This window comes from Planobispora rosea (genome assembly GCF_014648175.1).
GTDB classification, from domain to species: Bacteria; Actinomycetota; Actinomycetes; order Streptosporangiales; family Streptosporangiaceae; genus Planobispora; species Planobispora rosea.
The window spans coordinates 1-3,261 of the sequence record NZ_BMQP01000108.1 but is presented as its reverse complement, the minus strand read 5'-3'; the positions used below and the strand labels follow the sequence as shown (position 1 = coordinate 3,261).

The 3,261-nt window shown below is 73.0% G+C and carries 2 protein-coding genes; both read right to left on the bottom strand.

The window, feature by feature from the left end:
- Window positions 1–2,335, bottom strand: a 2,335-nt coding sequence (locus IEZ08_RS38910) for a non-ribosomal peptide synthetase (protein WP_189244231.1), incomplete at its 3' end; no start/stop codon positions are given.
- Window positions 2,332–3,261, bottom strand: a 930-nt coding sequence (locus IEZ08_RS38905) for a condensation domain-containing protein (protein WP_229803965.1), incomplete at its 5' end; no start/stop codon positions are given. The genes IEZ08_RS38910 and IEZ08_RS38905, both read right to left, overlap by 4 nt.

Below are 3,261 nucleotides of genomic sequence, written 5' to 3'. Positions count from 1 at the left end.
GACCGGCCACATACAACTCCCCGGCCACCCCCACCGGAACCGGCCGCAACCACCCATCCAGCACATACACCCGGACGTCCCGGAGAGGGGAACCGATCGGCGGGATCCGGCCGGGGGTCAGGGGGCCGCTCATGGTGGCGGCGATGGTGGTCTCGGTGGGGCCGTACGCATTGATCATCAGACGGCCGGGAGCCCAGCGGTCCACCAGGTCGGGGCCGCAGGCGTCGCCGCCGACCACCAGGGCCCGGAAGCCCGCCAGCGGGGCGTCGGGCATCCCTGCGAGCGCGGCCGGCGGGATCAGGGCGTGAGTGATCCGCTCGTTCTCCAGCACGTCGGCCAGGGCCGTCCCGCCGTACACCCCGGCGGGTGGGATGACGAGAGCCGCCCCGGCGGCGAAGGCCATGAGCATCTCCATCACCGAGGCGTCGAAGCTGGGCGAGGCGAACTGCAGGACCCGGCTGTCCGGGCCGACCTTGAGCCGGTCCCGCTGGGACTCGGCGAACGCGGCGATGCCCCCGTGGGTCACGACCACGCCCTTGGGCCGTCCGGTGGAGCCCGAGGTGTAGATCACATAGGCCGGGTGCAGCAGCTCGGCCCGGTCGGCCTCGGCTCCGGCTCCGGCTCCGGCTCCGGCTCCGGCTCCGGCTCCGGTAGCACTCTCGTCGGCCCCGGGGATCCCCTCCCCGGGCACCGGCGCACCGGCCCCGGTCAGGAACGCCTCGTCGATCACCAGCACCGGAGCGGAGTCCTCCAGCATGTACGCGATCCGCTCGGCCGGGTAACCCGGATCCACCGGCAGGTAGGCGCCCCCCGCCTTGCCCACCGCCAGCGCCGCCACGATGAGACCCGCCGAGCGCGGCAGTACCAGCGCGACCAGGCGTTCCGGTCCCACGCCGTACCCGCGCAGCACGCGTGCCAGCCGGTCGGCACGGGCGTTCAGCTCGCCGTACGTGAGCTCCGTCTCACCGTCCACCAGCGCGGTGGCCTGCGGGTTCCGGGCGACCGTGGCCTCGAAGAGGGCGGGGAGCGTACGGCCGGGCAGCGGCTCACCGGTGTCGTTCCACTCCTCGACGATCCGGCGCTGTTCCGCGGTCTCCAGGATGCCGATGTGCCCGACCGGGATGTCCGGGGTGTCGGCCAGTGTGGTGAGCAGGGAGCGCATCCGGCCGAGCAGCCGCTCCGCCTCGTCAGCGGTGAACAGGTCGGGCCGGTAGTCCAGGCGGAGCGAGAGCCGGTCACCGGGGACGGCGGCGAGGGCGAGCGGGTAGTGGTGGGCGTCGGCGGAACCGAACCCGGTCAGGCGGAGGTCGCCGAGGGCCGTGTCCGCCGCGGACGGGTCGAACGGGTAGTTCTCCAGAACGGTGACGGTGTCGAACAGGACGCCGCGGTGGATCTCGGTCAGCCCGAGGTGGTGGTGGGGCAGCAGCTCGGCCTGCTCGTCCTGGAGGCGTTCGAGCAGCTCGCCGAGGGGCTCATCGGGCCGGAGCCGGACCCGGACCGGGATCGTGTTGATGAACAGGCCCACCATGCGCTCCACGCCGGGCAGCTCCGGCGGCCGGCCCGACACGATCGCACCGAACACCACGTCGTCGCGGCCGGTCAGCCGGGACAGCAGGACGCCCCAGAGCGCCTGGAGCACGGTGTTGACCGTGACCCCGCGGCGGCGGGCGAGCCTGGTGAGCGTGCGGGTCAGCTCGGCGTCCAGCTCGATCCACACCTTCTCCGGCGGGACGGGGACGGTGACGGCGGGGGCGACGAGGGTGGGCTCGTCCAGGCCGTCGAGGGCCCGGTCCCACGCCTCCCGCGCCGCCGCGCGGTCCTGACGGTCGAGCCAGGCCAGGTAGTTCCTGTACGGCGGTGCGGGCGCGGCCTCCACACCCAGGTAGAGAGCGAGCAGTTCGGTTATCAGGAGCGGGGTGGACCAGCCGTCGAGCAGGATGTGATGGTTGGTCAGGATCAGCCGGTGCTCGTCCGGCGCGAGCCGTACGAGAACGAACCGGAGCAGCGGCGGCCGGGCCAGGTCGAAGCGACGGGCCCGCTCCTCGGCGGCGACGGCCTCGGGGTCCCGGCCGGAGACCTCCCGCCACGGCAGTTCCACCCGCTCCGGGACGACCTGGACGGGCCGGCTGAGGTCCTCGTGCCAGAACGCCGCCCGCAGGTTGGGGTGGCGTTCGAGCAGCCGCCCGGCCGCGCTTCTGAGCCGGTCCGCGTCGAGGGGACCGGCCAGGTCGAGGGTGACCTGGGCGGTGTAGACGTCGTGCTCGTCGTGGAGGGCGTGGAAGAACAGGCCCTGCTGCAACGGTGAGAGCGGGAGGATGTCCTGGATCTGCGTCATCGCTTCTCCCACGCGGCCTGGATGCGGTCGATCTCGTCCTGGTTCAGGTCGACCAGGAGGTCGCTCGGCGTGTACCCGCCGGAACCGTGGGCGGTGAGCCCGTCGAGGGCGGCGAACCAGGTGTCGGCCAGTTCCTCGACCTCGGCTCCGGTGAGCACCCCGTCCGGCCACGACCAGACGGCCTCCAGGTGGGGGCCGTCCGGGCGGTCGTAGGCGGTCACGTTGATCTCAAGGACGTGGGAGACCGGCATCTCCGGGTCGTGCCCGCCGAGCTCCGCGAGCTCCGCGAGCTCCGCCGGTACGAGGTTCCAGTCACCCTCGGCGACCGTCACCCGGCCGAGGTAGTTGAAGACGATCTGGGGCACGGGCAGATCGGTCAGTTCCTCGGCGGTGTCGGGGTTGAGGTAGCGGAGCAGGCCGTAGGTCAGCGGGTCCGGCACGGCCCTGAGCTGTTCCTTCACCCGTTTGATCGCCTGAGCGGCGCCGCGCTCGTCGGTCCAGCCGGCGGCGCCCGCGTCGAGCCGGACCGGGTACAGGGTGGTGAACCAGCCGACCGTCCTGGACAGGTCCGCCCCGGGAAGGATCTCCTCGTCCCGGCCGTGCCCCTCCAGGTCGAGCAGGACCGAGGTGCCCCGGCCTCCGCGCTTCTTGCGCCAGTGGGCCACGGCGAGGGCCAGCCCGGCGAGCAGCACGTCGTTGACCCGGCCGTGGAAGGCGGCCGGGACGCCGGTGAGCAGCGGCTCGGCCCTGTCGGGTGGCAGGGTGCGCCGGAGGGTGCGCACGGTCGCCACGGTGTCCTTGCGGGGGTCGAGGTCCCGGTGGCCGATCCGCGGGTTGGGCCCGTCGAGGATGTCGATCCAGGCGTCGAGCTCGTCCGTCCTGGTCCGGGCCTCGGCGTGCAACCTGGCCGCCCACGTGCGGAAGGA